Below are 16,112 nucleotides of genomic sequence, written 5' to 3'. Positions count from 1 at the left end.
AGCCACGATGACTCCTGGCCGGATATCAGCCTGCCCCACACCGGCACCGACAGCATAAGCGCGCAAACCAGATGAATACTTATTCAAATAAAAACTGTAACTTAATTTCAGAAATTAGGATAAATCCACTAAAACTGCTGTAGAAAATTAAATCAACTCAAAATGATTACCACTCACACCTTTTCGCAACCGCCTACTTTGTTAGCATTTTTAGTGGTTTAACATGATTGCAACATTCTGTAGCTAGATTACCGTTTGATTTTATTTTCCAATCTGGTTATTTTGTACAACCCGCAACGCAATAATGCATAAAAATGCGGTACACGACTGGAATCCTCTAAGAATAATTAACGACAACAAAGACGCGGGATGCCGGAATACCCTGCCTTAAGAAGACGTCTGACAATGTTGTGATGTGCCCCCAGGACGCATCTACACGCAACACGTACCTTGCCCAGTCAAAGGTTGAAGGAGTTAAGAGATGAGTTTATACAATCCCAACGATTCCCGGGATAACTGTGGGTTTGGCCTGATTGCCCACACTCACGGGGAAGCCAGTCATCAATTGGTGAAGACCGCCATTCATGGGCTCGATCGCATGGAACACCGGGGCGGTATTGCCGCCGATGGTAAAACCGGCGACGGCTGTGGGTTGCTGTTACAAAAACCAGATGCCTTTTTTCACGCCATTGCCGCAGAGAATGGCTGGAAGCTAAGTAAAAAATATGGCGTAGGTATGATTTTCCTGAGTCAGGAGGACACGCTGGCTCAGAAAGCACGGGATGTGCTTAACGAAGAACTGGAAAAAGAGACGCTGGCTGTGGTTGGCTGGCGCAAAGTGCCGGTGGACAATAGCGTGCTCGGTGAGCTTGCACTGACAGGCGTGCCACAAATTGAACAGGTATTTGTGAATGCTCCTGCCGGTTGGCGTAAGCGGGATCTTGAGCGGCGCCTTTATATGGTCCGTCGTCGCGCCGAAAAGCGACTGGAAGACGATCCCGATTTCTATGTTGCCTGTTTATCTGGTCTGGTGACCATCTATAAAGGGCTGGTCATGCCCAAAGATCTGCCGGCCTTTTATGCTGATCTGGCAGATGAGCGCATGCAAAGTGCTATCTGTGTATTCCACCAGCGTTTCTCTACCAACACCCTGCCACGGTGGGAGCTGGCACAACCATTCCGTTTCCTTGCCCACAATGGTGAAATCAATACGATCAAAGGCAACCGTGACTGGTCGCTGGCGCGTATATCCAAGTTTGCCACACCGCTTATTCCCGATCTGAAAGATGCAGCGCCCTTTGTAAACACCCACGGGTCTGACTCATCGTCACTGGATAACATGCTTGAGCTGTTCCTTGCCGGTGGCATGGACTTGTTTCGCGCTATGCGTTTGCTGGTGCCGCCGGCGTATCAGAATAACAAAACCATGGATGACAGCCTGCGGGCGTTCTACGAATTTAACTCCATGCATATGGAACCCTGGGATGGCCCGGCCGGTATTGTATTAACCAATGGCCGTCACGTGGCCTGTAACCTGGACCGCAACGGCCTGCGTCCGGCCCGCTATGTGATCACCAAAAACAATTTCATCACACTGGCCTCGGAAGTGGGGATTTGGGATTACAAACCCGAAGATGTGGTTGAAAAAGGCCGGGTGGGCCCCGGTGAGATGCTGGCCGTGGATACCTACACGGGCAAAATCTGGCGCTCTACCGAAATTGATGACGAACTGAAAGATCGCCATCCTTATCAGGAGTGGCTGGATAAACATATTCGTCGACTCACGCCGATTGAAAAAATGGACGCCTCGCTGATTGGCCAGCGGGTGTTTAATGACGACACCATGGCTGTGTACCATAAACTGTTTAATTACAGCTATGAGGAAATACAGCAAATCATTAAAGTGCTGGCCAAAGACGGCCAGGAAGCGGTGGGCTCGATGGGTGACGACACCCCTATGGCAGTCATGTCATCCCGCCAGCGCACAATTTACGACTATTTCCGCCAGCAATTTGCCCAGGTAACCAACCCACCTATCGATCCACTACGGGAAAACCACGTGATGTCACTGGCCACCTGTATTGGGCGTGAGCAAAACGTGTTCAGTGAGACCTCGGGTTACGCAGATCGGGTACTGTTTGAAAGCCCGGTCCTGATGTACACGGATCTTAAGCAGTTGCGGGAATTCAATCCTGACAACTACTACTCCGAAGTGGTAGAGCTGCAATACGCACAGGAAGAAGGACTGAAAAAGGCTATAGAACGGATCTGTAACGAGGTGGAATACCTGGTGAAACAGAAGCGTGCGGCCTTTGTGGTGTTGTCCGACCGGAATATTAAACCCAACCGCCTGACGGTACCTGCCGCTATGGCAGTGGGCGCCGTACAGCGCCGGCTGGTAGATAAAGCCCTGCGCTGCGACGCCAATATTGTGGTAGAAACCGCCAGTGCCCGGGACCCGCATCATTTTGCGGTATTGATTGGCCTGGGAGCGACAGCCATTTATCCATTCCTGGCTTATGAAACCATTGAACAGCTATGCGAAAAAGGCGAGCTGGATATCTCCGCCATGCAGGCCACCCTGAACTACCGCAAGGGGATTAACAAAGGCCTGTATAAGATCATGTCGAAAATGGGTATCAGCACCGTTGCCAGTTACCGCAGCGCCAAGCTGTTTGAGGCAGTAGGCATTAACCAGAACGTTACTGAGCTGTGCTTTAAGGGGATCCCGTCGCGCATTCAGGGCGCGGGGTTCGATGATTTCGAGCAGGATATCATCAACCTCAATCGTATCGCCTGGCTGAAGCGCAAAAAGCTTCAGCACGGGGGGCTGCTTAAGTATGTCCACGACGGCGAATACCATGCGTACAATCCGGATGTGGTGACTTCACTGCAAAAAGCGGTGGTCTCTGGCAAGTACGAGGACTATCAGGTTTTTGCAAATCTGGTGAACGAGCGCGACCCGGCGCATCTACGGGATCTGCTTACCCTGACGCCGCAGCAGGATGCCATTGATGTTAGCGAAGTTGAAGGGGAAGAGAACCTGTTTCCCCGCTTCGACACTGCTGCGATGTCGATTGGGGCTCTGAGTCCGGAAGCCCACGAAGCGCTGGCTATTGCCATGAACCGGCTGGGCGGAAAATCGAACTCCGGCGAGGGCGGTGAGCATCCCTCCCGTTTCGGTACCGAGAAAAACTCTAAAATTAAGCAGGTGGCGTCTGGCCGCTTTGGTGTTACGCCGCATTATCTGGTTAACGCCACTGTCATCCAGATTAAGGTGGCACAGGGCGCTAAGCCCGGCGAGGGTGGTCAGCTGCCCGGGGATAAGGTCAATAAATACATTGCCCAGCTACGATTCTCCGTGCCCGGGGTTACCCTGATTTCGCCACCGCCTCACCACGATATCTATTCCATTGAGGATTTGGCTCAGCTGATCTTCGACCTGAAACAGGTAAATCCCACCGCGCTGATTTCAGTGAAGCTGGTATCGGAGCCCGGTGTGGGCACCATCGCGACAGGCGTAGCAAAAGCGTATGCTGACCTTATCACGGTGTCAGGCTATGACGGCGGCACCGGTGCCAGTCCGCTCACTTCAGTAAAATATGCGGGCAGTCCGTTTGAGCTTGGCCTGGCCGAAACCCAGCAGGCGCTGATTGAAAATGGCTTGCGGCACAAAGTGCGGGTGCAAACCGATGGTGGCCTGAAGACCGGACTGGATGTGGTTAAGGCCGGTATCCTGGGCGCCGAAAGCTTTGGTTTTGGCACTGGTCCCATGGTGGCACTGGGCTGTAAATATCTGCGTATCTGTCACCTCAACAATTGCGCGACCGGGGTTGCCACTCAGGATCAAAAACTGCGGGATGATTATTTCATCGGCCTGCCGGAAATGGTGATGAATTACTTTAAGTTCATTGCTCAGGAAGTACGGGAAATCATGGCCGCGCTGGGCGTGCGCAAATTTGACGAGCTGGTGGGGCGCACTGAGTTGCTGAAGCCCCTGGAGGGCATTACGGCGAAACAGAGCCGGCTGGACCTCTCGCCGCTGCTGGTGGCACCTAAGCCCGGTGAGCATACCCGTTTATTCTGTTCACAAACCACGAATGCACCGGTCGATAAAGGCGTGCTTAATGCAAAAATGCTGGACGATGCGCGGGACGCTGTGAAACACAGCTCTGGGATCAGACTGGCCTACCCCATCCGCAATACAGATCGTTCTGTGGGCGCGTTGTTGTCTGGCGAAATTGCCAAGCATCATGGCAATCACGATATGGAAGATGCCCCGGTGGAGGTTGAACTTACTGGTACTGCCGGTCAAAGTTTTGGCGTGTGGAATGCCGGCGGTTTGCATATGCGCCTGATTGGTGACGCCAATGACTACGTAGGGAAAGGCATGACCGGCGGCAAACTGGTCATCCACCCACCGCAAAATATCAGCTACGATGCTCACCAGAGTGCCATCATGGGCAACACCTGTCTGTATGGAGCCACCGGCGGCAAGTTATTTGCCGCTGGACGGGCCGGAGAACGGTTTGCCGTGCGCAATTCTGGCGCAATAGCGGTGGTCGAAGGTATTGGCGACAACGGCTGTGAATACATGACCGGCGGGATTGTTGCGGTGCTCGGTGAAGTCGGAGTTAACTTCGGCGCCGGCATGACCGGTGGCTTTGCGTACCTGTTGGACGACAAAGGGGATCTGGCGAACCGGGTGAACGGCGAGCTGGTGGAGGTAATGGGTATCACTGACAAGGTGATTCTGGCCGAGCATTTACGCGGCCTGATAAACCAGCATTATGAGGAAACTGGTAGTGAGCACTCGCTCTCGCTACTGACCGATTTTGCTGTGTCAGTAGAGCGTTTCAAACTCATAAAACCCAAAACCAGCGATGTTAAAAACCTGCTGGGTCACATTAGCCGTTCCAGCGCAGAATTGCGCGTTCAGGCGCAATAGAGGGGGAAAAGTTTATGGCAAAGAATGTCTATCAGTTTGTCGATGTTGAACGCATTGATCCACCGAAAAAGCCGATTGTGGTACGCAAATCTGAATTTGCGGAAATCTATCAGCCGTTATCACAGTCCCAGACCGAAGGTCAGGCCGACCGCTGTCTTGACTGCGGCAACCCCTATTGCGAATGGAAATGTCCGGTACATAACTACATTCCGCAGTGGCTGGATCTGGCGAACGAAGGCCGCATTATAGAAGCGGCCGAGCTGTCCCATAAAACCAATAGCCTGCCGGAAGTCTGTGGCCGGGTCTGCCCGCAGGACCGCCTGTGTGAAGGCGCATGTACGCTGAATGACGATTTCGGTGCGGTCACCATCGGGAGTATTGAAAAATATATTACTGACACAGCATTTAAAATGGGCTGGCGACCGGATTTATCCGATGTTATCAAAACCGATAAAAAGGTAGCGATTGTCGGCGCCGGTCCGGCTGGCCTCGCCTGTGCAGACGTACTGATACGCAACGGCGTGACGCCCGTGGTGTACGACAAATACGAGGAAATTGGCGGTCTGCTGACCTTTGGCATTCCGTCCTTCAAGCTGGAAAAGGACGTCATTAAGCTGCGCCGGGAAATTTTCACCGAGATGGGCGTTGAGTTTGTATTGAATACAGAAATTGGTAAGGACATCCCGTTTGAAGAGCTAATCGACAAACACGATGCCGTATTCCTGGGCATGGGCACCTACAGATCCATGCAGGGCGGGTTCGATAACGAGCATGTGGAAGGGGTATATGAAGCCCTGCCGTTTTTGATTGCCAACACCAACCGCACCATGGGCCTGGAAAAAGATCCTGCCGACTTCATTGATATGAAGGGTAAGCATGTGGTGGTCCTGGGTGGCGGCGACACCACCATGGACTGTGTGCGCACCTCAATTCGTCAGGGCGCAGCCAGTGTGACCTGTGCCTATCGACGGGATGAAGAAAGCATGCCCGGTTCTCGCCGGGAAGTGGTCAATGCCCGGGAAGAGGGTGTGGAATTTAAGTTTAACCTGCAACCGCTGGATATTGCCGTTGATGACAATGGCCGGGCGGCCGGCGTCAAACTGGTGCGCACGGAAATGGGTCCACCAGATGCCAACGGTCGCCGACGCCCGGTGGAAGTTGAAGGCTCTGAACACGTACTTGAGGCCGACGCGGTGATTATCGCGTTTGGTTTTCAGCCCAGTCCGGCGCCCTGGTTTGCCGATTATGGCATCATTCTGGATGAAAAAGGCCGGGTGGTCGCCCCCTCAAAAGGGAAGTTTGCTTACCAAACTACCAACCCGAAAATTTTCGCGGGCGGTGACATGGTGCGTGGCAGTGATCTGGTGGTAACCGCAATCGATGAAGGCCGCAAAGCCGCTGATGGTATTATGGATTATATCGGCGTGTAACAGTCCTCTTTAGCAACCAGACATAACGGGAGGCTCACGCCTCCCGTTTTTCTATGCCGGCACACCGTTGAATAACCGGCAATATACCTACCCGGTATAGGCAATACCTTTCCCGGCCCTGGTGCCATTGTCTTTCTCCTTCCCTCGCACTACTATTGATTTATTGACTGACAGGCGTGCTACTGCCTGAACTGAGCTGACTTCAAGGTAACAGGTTATGAAAATCAACCGGACTGGATTTCTTCAAGGCGGACTGACAGCCATCGCTATGCTGTTTTCGCAATGGGCGGTTGCCGACACAGTGTCAGTTGCCAATACATTAGAGCGCCCGGCTGACGTCCCTTGTCCGGTGGAGTTTTTCAGTCTGCGCATACCGCAGGCAGCCAAACAATGTCAGCTTTTCGACACGCAGACCGAGAGCCGTACGTTACCCGCCAGCATGGTGTTTTTCATGGCTCAGGGTCACACCGATGTAGTCCGGCAATTACAGCAGACCATGCCGGCTCTCGCGGTTCACAGCACCTTTAACCAGCGCACGCTGCTGGTCTCCAGCAATAATGCAATCCGTGTCGTCGTATCACCTGACGGCGACGGTGCACAAATCGATATTCTGGTGGCCGCCGAAAGCTAACACTGCAATATGCCATTGCCCCACGGCTCATTCGTTGTGCCGGCAAACCGACAATATATCTTCGCGTGAATCTGGCACTGCCTTTGCAAACATCCTATTGAAATAAACATCCCCACTGGCAAGCGTCATTTTTATGACACCCGGTGGGCTTTCAATGGTGAATGTGAGGCTCATTATGGAATTGGCATTGATTCTGTTGATGTTATTAATTGTTGTGGCAATTGGCGCCATGAAACTGGTTGATCAGGGAATGGCGTTCCCGTTTAAACGCAAGACCACCCTGTTTACTCCTGCTGAACAGACATTTTTAAAGTTGATTGAACAGGCCGTGGGCCACGAGTTCAGGATAGTGTGTCGGGTGCGTCTGAGTGATGTTCTGCAGGTCCGCCACCAGAAAAACCGTAAACAGGCGAACGCGGCGTTGTCCCGGGCGGCCTCACGACAACTGGATTTCGTATTGTGCGATAAGCAGGATATGAGCCCGATCATGGCCATCGACCTGGTCCACAGTCAGGGTAAAGACGGTTATAAAAGCCAGCGTGACTGGTTTGTGTCCGGCGCCCTCGATGCTGCCGGCGTCCCTCATGCCCGTATCAAAGTTAAATCCGGCTACAGCGTAGAAGACATTCGCGAATGCATCGAAACCAAGCTGTTGCCTTATCGGCGCATGCAACAGCGTGTCGCGCAGACGCCAACTCATAATCCACCGCGCCCGTCGCGTCCTACCCGCCCACTGCGCTCGAGCAAAGCAGCGGCCTGATTTTTCTGGTGCACAGCGACGCCCCCTGTCCTGTGCACCTTTTTCCTTTCCTACTCTAGCTGCACCTGTCAGTTTCCGGCATTTGCCAGTACAATAGCGCCTTTCTTTATCAGACAAAGGCTTAGCCTGACAGCCTCAGGCGGACAGCACATACCCACAGGAACACTGGCATGACGACAATTGGCATCCTGGGCGCAATGGACGAAGAAGTTGCGCTGCTTAAAGCATCTCTGGATAACCTCGAAGAATCGCAATGGGCCCACCTCACCTTTTATCGGGGCACCCTGCACGGCATGAATGTGGTGCTGGTGAAGTGCGGGATCGGTAAAGTTGCCGCCGCCTTAGCGACCACCGCACTGATCGAGCGCTTTAACCCCGACTTTGTGGTAAACACCGGTTCCGCCGGCGGCTTTGACACCAGCCTGACCATTGGCGATTTAGTGATTGGCAGCGAAATCAAACATCATGATGTTGACCTGACCCACTTTGGCTACGAGCTGGGACAACCTGCGGGTGGCCTGCCCGCGTCGTTCACTGCTGCGCCCGTCCTGGTGGAAGCCGCCGAAGCGGCGGCTGAAACCCTGCCCGACCTGCAACACGTGCGTGGACTTATCTGTACCGGCGATGCCTTTATCGGCTCGGACGAGGCGGTCGCCGTATTGCGTGAAAAGTTTCCGGCCATGAGTGCGGTGGAAATGGAAGGTGCCGCTATCGCGCAAACCTGCCATATGCTGCAGGTACCCTTCCTGGTGATCCGCTCGTTGTCAGATATCGCCGGTAAAACCTCAACGGTATCGTTTACCGAATATCTGGAAACCGCAGCTAAACATTCTGCGCAACTGGTGATGGAAATGATTAACCAGCTGGCTACCCGCCTGCGCTGAGCCTGCCACGAATGGAAGCGCTGTTAACCCACTCGGTACTTTCGTCACTGGTCATTTTGCTGATGGCCATCGTGGCTGACGCGGTGTGGCGCTGGCCGGCCGCCTATCACCCGTTAACCCTGATGCAGCTACTGGCTGCCCGCATGGGTGACAAGGTGTTACCCGGGGCCAACCACGCCCCCATGCAACATTACATTTCTGGCACCCTGGCCGCGGTGGTGGTAGTGGTACCATTAGTCAGCTTGCTGGGGCTACTGGTATACCTGGCCGAATATCCGGTATTTTTTGAAGCCGTGATCCTGGTGGCTGTGCTGGACTATAACCACGAACGCTACCGCTTCCGTCAGGTGCTCAATAGCGTAGGGAAAAACAAAAAAACACTGAGCCGGGAATCGGTGGGTTACATGGTGTTACGGGACTGTGACCGGCTAACCGATATCGGTATTGCTAAAGCGGCTATCGAAGCCCTGTTACTGAAGTTTTATTATCATTATGTGGCGGTAATATTCTGGTTCTTACTGGCCGGCCCCATTGCCGCACTGACTTACCGGCTACTGTTGCTACTCTCCTGGCAGTGGCACCCGCGTCGGGCCGGATATCAGCATTTTGGCATGCCGGTACGCAAGTTAGTGCGGCTAATGCACCTGCTGCCGTCACTAATTGGTGCGTTGTGTATGTTAGTGGTAACCGCAGGTGGCAGCGCCCTCAAAGCATTAAAAAACGCACCCGCCCGGGATCGCACATCATTGTTGCTGGCGGCATTTGCAGGCGGCAATCATATCAGGCTGGGTGGGCCGGCTTTTTACGCAGGCCGCAAAACCACTCCCCCCCGGGTAGGTGGCGCCCGTGACGTGAAATATTCAGATATGGTGTATTGCCGGCGGGCGATTACCCGTGCCGGGATCCTGGTAGCCAGCCTGGCATTACTTACCCTCACCGTTCTGGCGGCCATCACCGGTCAGGTGTCAGTGCCATGAAGCGCATGATGCTGGCTTGCTGGGTATGTCTGGTATGCGTTGGCAGCCATGCGGCCACCGCCCCTGCACGCATTGTTACCCTTGCCCCTCACCTTACTGAGTGGGTATATTCGCTGGATATGCAGGCGAATCTGGTGGGGGTGAGTGCGTATTCTGATTTTCCTGCCCAAGCCGGGACGCTGCCTGAGGTAGCTGACTACCAGGGCATCAATTTTAAAGCATTAATGGCATTGCAGCCAGACCTGGTGCTGGCGTGGCAGGGTGGCAATAAGCCGCAGGATATATCCCGTCTACGTGCATTAGGTTACCCGGTATTTGTCTCCTCCCCCGCACGGCCCGCTGACATTGCCCGTGAACTGCAGGCACTGGCAGAGACGCTGGGCGTCGCACACCGCGGCAAGCGTTTGGCGGAACAGTTTCTTGCTCGCCTGAACACCCTTAAAGAACAGTACACCCGTCGTCCATTAACACCGGTATTCTATTATTCATGGACCTCTCCGCTGATGACCGTGGGCCCAGGTGCATGGGCAAATCAGTTGTTAAACGTGTGTGGTGCGCAAACGCTGTTTGCTGATGCCCCCACCGATTATCCACAAGTGTCTCTGCAGGAAGTGTTAAAGCGTCAGCCCGCAGTATTGATAGCCGCACAAGCGATCCCCCCGGCGAGTGCGGCGGCATTCTGGGAACCCCACAATGGAGTATTAAACGCGCCCCTAATTCAGGCCGATCCGGATGTCCTGTCCCGTTTTACTTTACGGTTACTGCCGGAACTTGAGCGTGTATGCCAGGCCATAGGGTCTGCCAGCGCGGAGCCACCTGCCCCTGAATAAAAATTGCTTGACCCCTTTATTCCTCTACACTAACAAAGAGTGCAAAGAGGTTTCCGCAACCCGCTTTTTTATTCGTTAACAGTGAGTTCATCATGCGTTTAGTCGTATTTCTGGGTTTGATTGGCCTGCTATTTATTACCCTGGCGGGCTGGCATTATTCGGCGACGGCACGCGCACCGGAGACGGTAACCGCGTCCCCCTTTGTGCTGGAGCGAGTGAAAAATAACGACTGGCTGTTAATTGATGTACGCTCCCCACAAGAGTTTGCGGAAGGTCACATACCCGGCGCGATCAATATGCCACATGAGCAAATTACCGATTACCTCAGTGAGCTGGCAGCGTGGCAGGACAAACCCGTCATCGTATACTGCCGCTCCGGCAGACGGGCAAGCATGGCCATGCAGGTGCTGGAACAATACAATTTCAGCGCATTACGGGGTCTGGAAGGCGATATGCTGGGCTGGAATGAAGCAAACCTGCCGGTCACCCGTATGTGAGAGTCGTCCGTTCACAGCGCGACATTTCCGCTTGTTCTTTGTTAAACTGCGGGTTTTCCGCTTCACGCGTTGAGATAACAACATGAAGATAGACATTGCCACACCAGCAATGCTGTTTCCGGCGATTTCGTTATTGCTATTGGCTTATACCAACCGGTTTCTGACTCTGGCTACCATTATCAGGAACTTCGCCGACCAGAACTGGGACGAAAACACGCAGGCACAAATTAAGAATCTGCGTCTGCGCATCCAATTAATTAAACGTATGCAAATAGCCGGCGTCTCCAGCTTTTTTCTGTGCGTGGTTTCCATGCTGGCTATCTATCTTACCTATCAGCAAGTAGGTAACTGGGTGTTTGCCGCCAGTCTGGTGGCTCTGTTGTATTCTTTATGGATGTCAGTCAGAGAAATTCTGATTTCCGTTGAAGCGCTGGATGTTCACCTGGATGGGTTGAAAAAAGATGACAGCAAAAATAGATAAAGCAGCAATTACCTATACAGAACTCGACACCTCGCATTTTGCCGGCGTGGTAGAGCTCGGCAATGCGGTACAAGGTGACGGTTATCTGTCAATGGGAAGTCTCGCCGAAATGCACCGACGAAGTTTTCACAATGATATTAATGCCAGCTGGGTTGCCCTGTATCAGAATAAAGTGGTGGGCTTTCGTCTTACCTGGGCGCATTCACAATGGCAGCAAGATAAATGGTGCTCACCTGAGCTGTGGCCAGTTAACTCGGACCGGGTGTGTTACTTTAAGTGCAACACCGTGGATCCCGCCATGCAGGGTTGTGGCATTGGCAGTAAGATGCTGACGCTGTCAGTCAACTCAGCGAAACAGCAGGGCGCAGAGGCCGGTCTTGCCCATATCTGGCTGAATAGCCCGGGCAACAGCGCCTATCGCTACTTTAGTAAAAACGGTGGCAAACTTATCAAAAAGCATCCGCGTAAATGGCACTACGAGTCGGTGCATGAAGGTTATAACTGCCCGGTCTGCCCCCAGTATTGCGAATGTGAAGGCGCAGAGATGATGCTGGTCTTTTCGTGAGCTACGACCCCCTAATTCAGCCTCACGTAGCGGCAGATACCGCAGTACCTGACAGTTACTGGCAGGCTACAGCGCCTGCCTACCCTGCCCGCCCCTTGCAGGATAAGCTGCAAACCGAGTATGCCGTGATCGGTGCCGGGTATACCGGCCTGTCGGCAGCCCTGACTCTGGCCGAAGCCGGCAAGCAGGTCACGGTGTTAGATGCAAACCAGGTGGGCTTCGGGTGTGCGGGACGTAATGGCGGGTTCGTCCTTAAAGGAACGGGGCGTTATTCCCTGAGCGCCATCGCCAGTAAGTGGAGTCACCCGGTGGCTGTGGGCATGCGCGACGAGTTTGCGCGTGCAGTCTCGCTGCTTGAGTCGCGGGTTCAAAATTATAAAATCGATTGTGACATGCAGTATGGGCCCTATCTGAAAATTGCCCATAATGTAAAACAGGCTGCTAATCTCAAGCGGACGCAGCGCATCAATCAGTTTGAGTTCGACAGCAAAGAAACCTATTTAGCCCCGCCGGCGCTGGCAGAAATTCTGGATATCAAAAAGGCTCACGGCGCCGTAAAGCAGGACGGTCTTGCTCTGCACCCGCTAAAGCTAGTGAACGGTTATGCCGCCGCCTGCGAGCAACAAGGGGCAAAGATTTTCAGCCACAGTCCGGTGACCGGTATCACCAGTCAGCCGTCCGGCTATGTGCTGCATACGCCACAGGCTGAGGTCCACGCTGAGCGGGTGATTATTGCCTCGAACGCTTATTCCCCCAAAAAGCTGCATCCGCTGGTCGATAATAAGCAGTTCCCGGTACAGTCGAGCATTCTGGTTACCTCCCCCCTTACCGCCGAGCAGCGGGTGGCGACCCGCCTGACCCAGCCCATGACGATGATGGACACCCGGATGATGAAATACTATTACCGGGTATTACCAGACGGTCGCCTGCTATTTGGCGGGCGCGGCGCAGTGAACGGCAGTGGCAAAGGCGATCCGGCGTCCCAGGCGCGCCTGCGCAAAGCCATGCTTGAAAGCTTCCCGGCGCTGGCCAGCGCCTCAGTAGATTATTTTTGGAACGGCTGGGTCAGCGTAGCGCTGGACAGTTTGCCCCGGGTTGTAACGGACAGCAGCAATACCCTGGGGTACGCCATGGGCTACTGTGGCTCCGGGGTGTCATTTGCCGCCCTGGCCGGCACCCGGCTAGCACAGAAAATGCTAGGCGAATCGCTGGACACCTCTTTGCCGGTATATAATAGCGAACTTCCCCGCTATCCTTTTGCCGGTCTGCGCCGGGTAGCGCTGCATACCCTGTATGCCTGGGCAGCCCTGGCCGAATAAAACCTTTTAAGCACAACAAAAAAGCCGCTCCAATATCTGGTAGCGGCATTCTTTTTGTACCTGGCTGAGTCAGCCAGCAGAGATTACTTCAGCGTCACCCGGGCAAACTTGCGCTTGCCTACCTGGTAAACGTTTTCGCCTGGCTCAGTCAGGGTGAGACGGGTGTCAGTGACTTTTTCGCCGTCAATCTTCACTGCGCCCTGCTTGATCATACGCATGGCATCTGAGGTAGAAGCCACCAGACCAGCGGACTTCAGTAAATGACCAATTGTCATACCTTCGCCGTCCAGTGAGAAAGCATGCTCAGGCATCTCGTCAGGTATCGCATTTTTCTGGAAGCGCTGAATAAAGTCCTGATGGGCTCTTTCAGCCGCGTCATCGTCATGGAAGCGCGCGATAATCTCTTTCGCCAGCAGTATTTTAATATCTCTGGGATTCTCACCGGCTTCCACACGAGCTTTGAGCGCGGCAATGTCATCCAGCGGTAAAAAGCTGACCAGGTCGTAGTAGCGCCACATCAGGTCGTCGGAGATAGACATGACCTTGCCGAACATCTCATTGGGCGTATCCGTAATGCCAATGTAGTTGTTCAGCGACTTCGACATTTTCTGCACGCCGTCCAGACCTTCCAGCAGCGGCACCATCAAAATTGCCTGCGGGCTTTGTCCCTGCTCTTTTTGCAGTTCGCGACCCATTAACAGGTTAAAGCGCTGGTCGGTGCCTCCCAGCTCAACATCGGCATCCAGGGCTACTGAGTCCCACCCCTGAACCAGCGGGTATAAGAATTCATGGATAGCGATGGGCTGGCCGCTGGTATAACGCTTTTTAAAATCATCCCGTTCCAGCATACGCGCAACGGTCTGGCTGGCCGCCAGCTTGATCATGCCATCGGCACCCAGCTTGTCCATCCACTCTGAGTTAAAGCGGATTTCTGTCTTGGCGGGATCCAGTATTTTGAACACCTGTTCCTGATACGTTTTCGCGTTTTCCAATACCTGTTCTTTGCTCAGGGGCTTGCGTGTCACGTTTTTCCCTGTAGGATCGCCAATAAGGCCGGTAAAGTCACCGATAAGAAAAACAACCTTATGGCCAAGTTGCTGGAACGCCCGCAACTTATTGATTAGTACAGTGTGACCAAGGTGCAGGTCAGGCGCTGTGGGGTCAAACCCGGCCTTAACGGTCAGTGGTTTACCTGATTTGAGTTTTTCTATCAGCTCGTCTTCAGGCAGGATTTCGTCCGTGCCCCGTTTAATTTCAGCCAAAGCGGCTTGCCAGTCACTCATGGTTATATTCTGCACTCACTAGTGTTGCGTTAATTTCCAGGCTGGGCATTTTACGCATCCGAATGAACCATTGAAAGGATTGACTGTCAAAAAACGGATTTCTGATAAGAATGAATAAAACGTTGCTTTTTTATGCAATAATATAGAAAGGCGCGGTTTTACGCGATATTCTCAAGTTAGGTAGTTTTATGAGAATCATATTGAAAAAATCGGCGGTTGTTAAAACCCTGAAAACGTTACCCAAACCCCACCGCACCGGACTGGCCGCTGCCAGCGCCTTGTTATGTGCGTTGGTGCTGTTTCCATCCGACCCGGTAGAAGCAAGCCGACACCAGGAAGGTCTGGTGCTCGATGCCGGCGTACGTTACCCCTTAGAATTATCTCTTAACGACTCTCCGGAAGTACTGTTGCAGGACGATGATGCCGAGTGGCACCGTTATGAAGTGCGCAGCGGTGACACCCTGGCGAAAATTTTCAAGCGCGCCGGACTGACTGGTCGTGATGTCTATAATGTTACCCAGGCTGGTGAGCTGGCAAAAACGCTGGTTACCCTGTTGCCCGGTGATGAGCTATATCTGCGCAGCAATGCTGAAGGCGGATTTGGTGAACTGAAGTATCAGTTATCTGCCACCGAAACTCTGTTTGTACGCGCTGATGACACCGGCACCCTGGCGTCAGAGGTGGAAACTAAAGACGTAGACATCCGCTATAACTTTGCGCAGGGCGAGATAGAGTCCAGCTTCTGGAATGCCGGCGTAGTGGCCGGACTGACCGATAACCAGATTATGCACCTGGCCGGTATTTTCGGCTGGGACATCGATTTCGCCATGGAAATCCGCCGTGGAGATACCTTCAATGTGGTTTACGAAGAACACTACATCGATGGCGAGTTTGTCGGTTTCGGCGATATTGTAGCGGCTGAATTTGTCAATCATGGAGAGCAATTTGCGGCTATTCAGCATAGCGACGGTAATTACTACACGCCGGAAGGCCGTAGTATGCGTAAGAGCTTTCTGAAAGCCCCGGTGAACTTCAAGTACGTGAGCTCAAACTTTTCCAAGGCGCGTTTTCACCCGGTTCAGAAGCGCTGGAAAGCCCACCGTGGTACCGATTATGTAGCACGGGTCGGCACGCCGGTTCTGGCTACCGGTGACGGTAAAGTCGTTAAGTCATCCTACGATAAGTACAACGGCCACCACGTGTTTATTCAGCATGGTGAGAAATACACCACTAAATACCTGCACTTTCGCAAGCGTGCGGTAAAAGTGGGCGAAACGGTAAAGCAGGGCCAGACCATTGGCTACCTGGGCAGTACTGGCCTGGCTTCGGGCCCGCATGTACATTACGAGTTCCTGGTCGACGGTGTGCACCGCAATCCGCGCACGGTAGAATTGCCCAAAGCACGACCCATCGCCGAATCTGAGCGTGCAGAGTTTATGCAGATTGCCGAAAACCGGCTGGCTCAGTTGCAAACCACTAAACGTATTATGCTCGCAATGCAGTAATC

Annotated in this window: 13 protein-coding genes; 12 read left to right on the top strand and 1 reads right to left on the bottom strand. The window is 53.3% G+C overall.

Annotated features, from left to right (window positions below; genetic code table 11):
• Positions 1–481: 481 nt before the first annotated feature.
• The 11 genes from gltB to OCL06_RS12720 all read left to right on the top strand — a co-directional run bounded on the left by gltB (position 482) and on the right by OCL06_RS12720 (position 13,322).
• The gene (gltB, locus tag OCL06_RS12770; protein ID WP_262995139.1) at positions 482–4,948 is read left to right on the top strand and encodes a glutamate synthase large subunit; all 4,467 of its coding nucleotides are present in this window, start codon (positions 482–484) and stop codon (positions 4,946–4,948) included.
• A 14-nt stretch (positions 4,949–4,962) separates the two neighbouring features.
• Positions 4,963–6,378 (top strand): glutamate synthase small subunit GltD family protein, encoded by a 1,416-nt coding sequence (locus OCL06_RS12765; RefSeq protein ID WP_262995138.1) that lies wholly within the window; start codon positions 4,963–4,965, stop codon positions 6,376–6,378.
• A gap of 217 nt (positions 6,379–6,595) precedes the next feature.
• Complete coding sequence (locus tag OCL06_RS12760; protein ID WP_262995137.1) at positions 6,596–7,009, top strand: hypothetical protein; 414 nt, start codon at positions 6,596–6,598, stop codon at positions 7,007–7,009.
• Between the two features lie 175 nt (positions 7,010–7,184).
• Positions 7,185–7,769, top strand: coding sequence for a DUF2726 domain-containing protein (locus OCL06_RS12755; protein WP_262995136.1), 585 nt, complete (start codon positions 7,185–7,187; stop codon positions 7,767–7,769).
• Positions 7,770–7,939: 170 nt separating this feature from the next.
• Entirely contained in the window at positions 7,940–8,653 is a 714-nt protein-coding gene (locus OCL06_RS12750) for a 5'-methylthioadenosine/adenosylhomocysteine nucleosidase (RefSeq protein ID WP_262995134.1), read from the top strand.
• Between the two features lie 11 nt (positions 8,654–8,664).
• Positions 8,665–9,630, top strand: a complete 966-nt coding sequence (locus OCL06_RS12745; protein WP_262995132.1) for a cobalamin biosynthesis protein CobD/CbiB — start codon at positions 8,665–8,667, stop codon at positions 9,628–9,630.
• Positions 9,627–10,460, top strand: a complete 834-nt coding sequence (locus OCL06_RS12740) for a helical backbone metal receptor (protein WP_262995130.1) — start codon at positions 9,627–9,629, stop codon at positions 10,458–10,460. The genes OCL06_RS12745 and OCL06_RS12740 overlap by 4 nt, the downstream gene beginning before the upstream one ends.
• 92 nt (positions 10,461–10,552) lie before the next feature.
• A complete protein-coding gene (locus OCL06_RS12735; protein WP_262995127.1) occupies positions 10,553–10,957 on the top strand; it encodes a rhodanese-like domain-containing protein in 405 nt (134 codons plus the stop codon).
• Positions 10,958–11,039: 82 nt separating this feature from the next.
• Entirely contained in the window at positions 11,040–11,438 is a 399-nt protein-coding gene (locus OCL06_RS12730) for a DUF2721 domain-containing protein (protein WP_262995125.1), read from the top strand.
• Complete coding sequence (locus OCL06_RS12725; protein ID WP_262995123.1) at positions 11,419–12,003, top strand: GNAT family N-acetyltransferase; 585 nt, start codon at positions 11,419–11,421, stop codon at positions 12,001–12,003. Before OCL06_RS12730 ends, OCL06_RS12725 begins: the two co-directional genes overlap by 20 nt.
• Positions 12,000–13,322, top strand: a complete 1,323-nt coding sequence (locus tag OCL06_RS12720; RefSeq protein WP_262995121.1) for an NAD(P)/FAD-dependent oxidoreductase — start codon at positions 12,000–12,002, stop codon at positions 13,320–13,322. Before OCL06_RS12725 ends, OCL06_RS12720 begins: the two co-directional genes overlap by 4 nt.
• Before the next feature lie 83 nt (positions 13,323–13,405).
• Here OCL06_RS12720 and tyrS read toward each other — a convergent pair whose 3' ends face one another.
• Positions 13,406–14,605: a tyrosine--tRNA ligase gene (gene tyrS, locus OCL06_RS12715; protein ID WP_262995118.1), complete on the bottom strand. Its 1,200-nt coding sequence runs from the start codon at positions 14,603–14,605 to the stop codon at positions 13,406–13,408.
• A gap of 188 nt (positions 14,606–14,793) precedes the next feature.
• On the opposite strand from tyrS, the gene OCL06_RS12710 reads away from it, so the two are divergent.
• Complete coding sequence (locus tag OCL06_RS12710; protein ID WP_262995116.1) at positions 14,794–16,110, top strand: peptidoglycan DD-metalloendopeptidase family protein; 1,317 nt, start codon at positions 14,794–14,796, stop codon at positions 16,108–16,110.
• Positions 16,111–16,112: the final 2 nt, after the last annotated feature.

The organism is Alteromonas salexigens, assembly GCF_025628895.1.
Lineage (GTDB): Bacteria > Pseudomonadota > Gammaproteobacteria > Enterobacterales > Alteromonadaceae > Alteromonas > Alteromonas salexigens.
This window is presented reverse-complemented; position numbering and strand designations above follow the sequence as displayed.

Coding starts and splice junctions, on each gene's coding strand:
- OCL06_RS12730 (WP_262995125.1), top strand. CDS start 11,040: ATGAAGATAGACATTGCCACACCAGCAATGCTGTTTCCGGCGATTTCG.
- OCL06_RS12735 (WP_262995127.1), top strand. CDS start 10,553: ATGCGTTTAGTCGTATTTCTGGGTTTGATTGGCCTGCTATTTATTACC.
- OCL06_RS12710 (WP_262995116.1), top strand. CDS start 14,794: ATGAGAATCATATTGAAAAAATCGGCGGTTGTTAAAACCCTGAAAACG.
- OCL06_RS12725 (WP_262995123.1), top strand. CDS start 11,419: ATGACAGCAAAAATAGATAAAGCAGCAATTACCTATACAGAACTCGAC.
- OCL06_RS12765 (WP_262995138.1), top strand. CDS start 4,963: ATGGCAAAGAATGTCTATCAGTTTGTCGATGTTGAACGCATTGATCCA.
- OCL06_RS12745 (WP_262995132.1), top strand. CDS start 8,665: ATGGAAGCGCTGTTAACCCACTCGGTACTTTCGTCACTGGTCATTTTG.
- gltB (WP_262995139.1), top strand. CDS start 482: ATGAGTTTATACAATCCCAACGATTCCCGGGATAACTGTGGGTTTGGC.
- OCL06_RS12750 (WP_262995134.1), top strand. CDS start 7,940: ATGACGACAATTGGCATCCTGGGCGCAATGGACGAAGAAGTTGCGCTG.
- OCL06_RS12740 (WP_262995130.1), top strand. CDS start 9,627: ATGAAGCGCATGATGCTGGCTTGCTGGGTATGTCTGGTATGCGTTGGC.
- OCL06_RS12755 (WP_262995136.1), top strand. CDS start 7,185: ATGGAATTGGCATTGATTCTGTTGATGTTATTAATTGTTGTGGCAATT.
- tyrS (WP_262995118.1), bottom strand. CDS start 14,605: ATGAGTGACTGGCAAGCCGCTTTGGCTGAAATTAAACGGGGCACGGAC.
- OCL06_RS12760 (WP_262995137.1), top strand. CDS start 6,596: ATGAAAATCAACCGGACTGGATTTCTTCAAGGCGGACTGACAGCCATC.